6 protein-coding genes are annotated in these 6,225 nt (G+C 64.8%); 2 read left to right on the forward strand and 4 right to left on the reverse strand.

Going from position 1 to position 6,225, the window contains the following annotated elements; genetic code table 11:
- Positions 1–66 precede the first annotated feature (66 nt).
- From bioC to bioA, 4 genes are read right to left on the reverse strand one after another with little or no spacing between them, the layout of a single operon-like run.
- Positions 67–855, reverse strand: coding sequence for a malonyl-ACP O-methyltransferase BioC (bioC, locus tag AC6H0R_RS15010; RefSeq protein WP_497582179.1), 789 nt, complete (start codon positions 853–855; stop codon positions 67–69).
- Complete coding sequence (locus AC6H0R_RS15015; protein ID WP_497582180.1) at positions 848–1,582, reverse strand: alpha/beta fold hydrolase; 735 nt, start codon at positions 1,580–1,582, stop codon at positions 848–850. Before AC6H0R_RS15015 ends, bioC begins: the two co-directional genes overlap by 8 nt.
- Positions 1,582–2,742, reverse strand: coding sequence for an 8-amino-7-oxononanoate synthase (gene bioF, locus AC6H0R_RS15020; RefSeq protein WP_497582181.1), 1,161 nt, complete (start codon positions 2,740–2,742; stop codon positions 1,582–1,584). The genes AC6H0R_RS15015 and bioF overlap by 1 nt, the downstream gene beginning before the upstream one ends.
- The gene (bioA, locus tag AC6H0R_RS15025; protein ID WP_497582182.1) at positions 2,739–4,049 is read right to left on the reverse strand and encodes an adenosylmethionine--8-amino-7-oxononanoate transaminase; all 1,311 of its coding nucleotides are present in this window, start codon (positions 4,047–4,049) and stop codon (positions 2,739–2,741) included. Before bioA ends, bioF begins: the two co-directional genes overlap by 4 nt.
- Before the next feature lie 284 nt (positions 4,050–4,333).
- Between bioA and AC6H0R_RS15030 the strand changes: the two genes are divergently transcribed.
- A complete protein-coding gene (locus AC6H0R_RS15030; protein ID WP_497582183.1) occupies positions 4,334–5,155 on the forward strand; it encodes a Stf0 family sulfotransferase in 822 nt (273 codons plus the stop codon).
- Between the two features lie 171 nt (positions 5,156–5,326).
- On the forward strand, positions 5,327–6,118 hold the full coding sequence (locus AC6H0R_RS15035) for a glycosyltransferase (protein WP_497582184.1): 792 nt from the start codon (positions 5,327–5,329) through the stop codon (positions 6,116–6,118).
- Positions 6,119–6,225: the final 107 nt, after the last annotated feature.

Here is a 6,225-nt window from a genome sequence, read left to right on the forward strand (position 1 = left end):
ATTCTAACGCGAGCAGAGCCTTGTCGGAAACGCTTGTCCTGTCTGCCGTTGCAGGAAAGTACCGGTCTACTTGCGTCGCAGCGCAAGCAGGACCATGTCGTAGGTCGCGGGCAGCAGTCCGGAAGTGTCCCGGTAAGCCTCGTATGCCTGCTCAAGTTGCCGCCATTGCGGGCGGTCGAGCGGCCGCCGGGGGGCGGGATCAAAGCGGTGCGCGCCAATGCCTTTCAGATGGCTGATCACGCCGCGCAGGTTGCTGGAGCGCACGCAGGCGGTGCCGCGCTGCAGCGCGAGCAGCTCGAAACCGGAGCTCTGCGCGATCTGTGCCCATTCGTCGGCATCCCGGAAGTCGAGCACGTGCGCTGCATCGTCGATCCGTGCGAAGGCCGCGCGCAACTCGTGCAGGGTTGCCGGGCCGAGCGTGGCAATCCAGGCCGTCGCACCACGACGCAGGACCCGGGCGAATTCGCCCAGCGCACGTGCCGGATCGCACCATTGCAGTGCCAGACTGGACCACAGTGCGTCGACGCAGCCGTCGCGCAGGGGAAGGGCCTGGAGGTCGGCGCACAGTGGCCGAGCCGCGTGGCGCGCCAGCGTGCGCTGGAGCATGGCCGGAGCAAAGTCGACGGCAATGCGTTCGGCGGCCGGAAAGTGCCCGGCCAGTCGTTCCAGGCCGTAGCCGGTGCCGCAGCCGGCATCCATGACGCGTTGCGGTACGTCGAGCGGCGGGCAGGTCTGCATCAGCGTTTCGAGCCGCGCGCAGATCTCGCGTTGCACGCCGGCGGCGCTGTCGTAGCTTGGCGCTGCGCGATCAAAGGCGCGCCGCACGGCGCGCGTCACCTCGGCCGCATCAAGCACGCAGGGCCTCTTCGATGACGCGCGCGCAGGCTTCGGGCTGCGAGACCATCGGTGCGTGACCGCAGCCGTCCAGCACTTCGATGTGCGCGTGGGGCAGGTGGCTGCTCAGCCATTGGCCGGCGGCCAGCGGCATCACCGCGTCGTCACGGCCGTGGATAAGCGATACGGGTACTCGCACCTGCGGCACTGCCTCGCGCAGATCGCTGCCGGACAGTATCGCGAGGCCGTCGGCCAGCGCCTCGCGGTGATATTCGTCCGGTGCAACCACCGCGCGGCCAAGCGAGTGCACCACACCGCGCCGTTGGCTCTCGCCCATTGCCTGCAACGCCAGAAAGCGGCGCAAGGTTGTATCTGAGTCGCTGGCGAAACCTTCGGTGAACGCACGCACGGTGTCCGCATCCAGTCCGTGCGGCCAGTCGTCGGCCGAAACGAACTTTGGCGTGGCGCCGAACAGCACCAGGGACTTGAACCGCTGCGGATGACGTCGTGCCAGATCGAGCGCGATCATCGCGCCGAGTGACCAGGCGCCAAGCACGCAGTGCTCGGGCAGTTCAGCGAGTACGGCGTTACTCCAGGCTTCGAGCGTCGTGCCCGGCGAGGGTGTGCTGTCGTGTCCGGGCAGGGCCGGAGTGGCGACGATGCGTGGCGAGAGGCAGATGCGCAGGCCGTTCCAGATACGCGGCGTCATGCCCCAGCCGTGCAGCAGAACCAGCGGGGTGTCGGCCATCAGAAGTCCTCGAGCGCGTTGAGCAGATTGGCCAGCCGCAATACGTCTTCCATCTCGTGGCGTGCGGAGATCGATACGCGCAGCCGCGCCGTGCCGGTCGGCACCGTGGGCGGACGGATGGCCGGCACGATCACGCCTGCGTCGCGCAGCGCCTCGGCCACGCGCAGCGCCTCGGCGTTGTCTCCGATGACCACCGGCTGGATGGCCGTGCGGGAGGGCAGCAGTTGCCAGCGTTTGAGCTTGAGCGTATGGCGGAAGGTGTTGATCAGGGCCTGCAGCCGATGACGGCGAAAGTCGCCGGCTTCGATGAGGTCGATGGAGGTCAGCAGCGCCTGCGCCAGCGCCGGTGGCGAGGCGGTGGTGTAGATGCCGGTGCGCGACTTCTGCAGCAGGTATTCGATGACGTCGGCCTGTCCGGCCACGAAGGCGCCGGATACCCCGGCCGCCTTGCTCAGCGTGCCCATCAGGATGATGCGCCACGATTGCAGTCCGGCCTCTGCCAGCGTGCCGCGCCCCTGCGGACCGAGCACGCCGAAGCCGTGCGCGTCGTCCACCAGCAGCCAGGCATCGTATTCCTCGGCCAGTTCAAGCATGCGCGCGAGCGGAGCGAGGTCGCCGTCCATGCTGAACACGCCGTCGGTGACGATCAGCTTGCGCGGCGCGGTCGTGGCCTTGAGCGCGCCTTCCAGCGCCGCGAGGTCGTTGTGCGGGTAGCGGACCAGCGTGGCGCGAGAGAGCAGGGCGCCATCGACCAAGGAGGCGTGGATCAGCTTGTCCGCAAAGATCACATCCTTGCGCCCGACCAGCGCCGGAATCACGCCCGTGTTGGCCATGTAGCCGGTGGTGAAGTACAGCGCACGCTCGCAGCCGGTAAAGCTCGCCAGCCGCGCTTCCAGCTGGTCGTGCACGTCATAGTGGCCGCTCACCATGTGCGAGGCGCCCGAGCCGGCGCCGTACTTGACCACGCCTTCGAGCAGCGCCTTGGCAATCGCCGGGTCGGCCGCCAGCCCGAGGTAATCATTGCTGCAAAACGACAGCAATTCCTTGCCGCCGACGCGCATCTTCGGCCCGCAGGGCAGCTCGTTGGCGCGGCGCACGCGGCGCAGGCTGGCTTCGTCCAGCGCGGCCAGCTCTGCGCGCAGGTCGTCCAATAGATTCATGAGCGTTCCAGCGCCGCGGCTGCGCCGTCGACCAGCTGGCGGGTGAGGTCTTCGTCGAGGATGTAGGGCGGCATGAAGTACACGGTATTCCCGATGGGTCGCAGCAGCACGCCATGCTCCATGCCGGCGGCGAAGAAGCTGCGCGCAAAGTCCGTGGCCGGGTAGGCCACGTCGAAGGCCGCGATCATGCCGCACTGGCGCAGATGACGCACGCGCGGATGCGTGCCGAAACGCTCGCACAGCAGCCGGCCCAGCGTTGCCGCGCGCTCGCGGTTGGCGGCAAGCACGTCGTCCTGCTCGAAGATGTCCAGCGTCGCCAGCGCCGCGCGGCAGGCCAGCGGGTTGCCGGTGTAGGAATGCGAATGCAGAAAGGCGCGACTCGCCGCGTCGGCATAAAAGGCCTGATAAATGGCATCGGTGCTCAGCACCAGCGACAGTGGCAGGTAGCCACCCGAAATACCTTTCGAGAGACACAGCAGATCCGGCCAGATGCCGGCCTGTTCGCAGGCAAAGAACGTCCCGGTGCGGCCGCAGCCCACGGCAATCTCGTCGGCCACCAGCAACACTTCGTAGCGATTGCACAGCGCACGGGCCAGTCGCAGGTATTCCGCGTCGTACATCACCATGCCTGCAGCGCCCTGCACCAGCGGCTCCACAATCAGTGCCGCCGTGGTGGCGTGGTGCTGCTCCAGATGGGCTTCCAGCGCCGCTGCCGCGCGCCGCGCCACGTCGGCTGCGCTCTCGCCATGCTGTGCCGTGCGTGCATCCGGTGACGGCACGGCATGGCCGCTGCGCACCAGTGGCGCATAAGCGTCACGGAAGATCGGCACATCCGTCACTGCCAGCGCGCCCACGGTCTCGCCGTGGTAACCGCCCGCCAGTCCGACGAACTCGCATTTCTCCGGCCGCCCCAGATTGCGCCAGTAATGCGCGGCCATCTTCAGCGCGATTTCGGTCGCCGAAGCGCCATCCGAAGCATAGAAGGCATGGCCCAACTGCTTGCCGGTCAGGGCCGTGAGGCGCTCTGACAGCTGCACCACCGGCTCATGCGTAAAGCCGGCCAGCAGCACGTGCTCCAGCGTATCGAGCTGCTCGCGCAGAGCGGCATTGATGCGCGGGTTGCAGTGGCCGAACAGGTTCACCCACCAGGAACTGATCCCGTCGATCAGCCGCCGCCCGTCCGCGTCGATCAGCCAGGGGCCTTCACCGCGTACCACCGGCACCAGCGGAAAGCGCTCGTGCTCCTTCATCTGTGTGCAGGGGTGCCAGACGCTGGCCAGCGAACGGTCGAGTAATGAGGGGGGCATGTGAATCCGGGCAACGCAGCGAAACCTCAGGATGTTCCGCAAACGCGGGTGGGGTGTCAAACCTTGCCTCGGGGTTTTACCGGTCGGCGTCTGCTGGCCGTGTGCCGGGCTGAGCACAGCGAGGTGGCGTCTTGGACGTGTTCTGCCGGGGCCAGTGCAGTCCCGCTTTCTTTGTGTAAATGATGTTGAGCTCGCCGTCCGGTGGCGTGCATAGGCGTTACGGTTTTGCCTGATTTCAAGGAGCGTGCCCGCACGCTCCGTTCGACTTGCGCGCTGTAAAAACAATGAAGGGTGACGACATGCATCTCTATCAAAACCAGTTCGCCGAAATCCACGACCTTCCCGAGGTGGACAAGCCATCCAGGGTGCTGGTCATTGCCTCGACCGCCCGATGCGGGAGCCACATGCTCGGGCATGCGCTGCATCAAACGGGAAAATTCGGCTTCCCCCTGGAGTATGCGAACCCGGTGAACCTCGCGGAATGGCGCAAACGTCTGGGCGTGGATGGTTTCGAACAGGTCATGGCCGAGATACAGCGACGCAGGACATCCCCCAACGGCGTATTCGGCATCAAGATTCACTATCCGCACATCCAGCAGTTCGGTGGCTTCGATAAGCTGAGCAGCTTCTTTCCGGATGCACGCTACGTACTGCTTTCCCGGAGGGACGTGCTCAGCCAGGCCGTGTCGCACTCCATCGCCAGCCAGACAGGCGTGTGGATCGCCGGCCAGGAGCCGGTGAATGACGACCCCAAATACAGTTTCGATCACATCGACGCCTGCCTGCGCCAGGCCATCCTCAACACGTCCTCATGGCGCTATACCCTGGCTGCCAGCGGTTGCCACTACATCGAGATGGATTTCGAGCAGGTCCGCAAAGACCCGGCTGGGGCGATCAAGCAGATCGCTGATTTCATCGGTATCGAAATTGACGCCGTCGAAATACCGCAAGAGCCGGTCACGAAGAAGCAGGGCAGTGATCGTAATGCGGAGTGGGCGCAGCGCTTCATTGCCGAGTTCAACCGTTCCAGGGAACTTGCGAGCGACGCAGAAGCCGGACTGATCAGCAAGGTCAAGGCAGAGGTCAGGCGGATGATGCGCGCGTGACGGCGGTCTGGCGCGGTTTGCCTCGGGAAAGACGAGGGCCGTGGCACTCTGTAATCATGGCCTCGGGCTTTTCCATCTGACGCGAGATGAGAGGCTGACGATCCCGCGCGGCCTTTCCTCAAACAAGAAAAGCGATCTTCAATGCTCTCGAGCTCTTCGTCGGCCAAGGCCATGGATCGGAAACGCCGGGTACTGTACCTGTGCAAAGGCGGTGCGATGTCTGGCAGCGAGCGGCAGCTGGAGCTTCTCCTTGATGCGCTCGATCCCCAACGCTTCGTCCCGGTCGTCGTAGAGACTGTCTGCTCGGCCGAGCTTCATCCCGGACGCAAGCAGATCGAACTACTGCCGTGGCGCAAACTGCGCAACCTTTTTGCGCGCTACCGTTGTGCCCTGAACTTGCTGGAATACGCCCGCAAGCAGAAAGTCGACCTCGTGCATTGCTCCTATCAATGGTTGATGCCGTACGCGACCTTCTTGAGCCGAAGGATGGGCATTCCGTTGGTCCTGCATGTTCGTCGCCCGGGGGCTACGCCCGCGAAGCTTGTTCGTCAGGGCTTTGCTGCGGCAAATGCCATCATCGCGATCTCGGCCCGGATCGAGCGCGAGCTGACTCACTCTGCGCTTCTGCGGAACAAGGTCTGGTTGATCGAGGACGCAGTCGCGCCGGAATTTTTCGAGCCTCCGCCTGCAACTGCGCAACGTGATTTGCGTCCGGATGACGAGACTGTCGTCTTCGCGATGGCCGGGCGCATCGAACCAAACAAGCGGCAACAGGTTTTCGTCGAGGCGGCCAATCAGTTGAAGCAGGCCGGCGTGCGTGCGCGCTTCCTCATCGTCGGACCGGTCGATGACCCCGCTTACCACCGGAGTCTGCACGATTACATCGTGAGCGAACGGCTTGAAGACGACGTCTGCCTGATCGGCGAACGCCGTGACATGGCGGTCGTGCTGCGTTCCATCTGACCTGCTCCCCGTTTTCAGTACCACGCTGAACTTAGTAGAGTCCGTTGTCCGAACAGGAGACGGCAGTGAAGAAGCGTTTTACGGAAGAGCAGATTCTGGATTTTCTG

This window comes from Pseudazoarcus sp. NS36, from assembly GCF_059703705.1.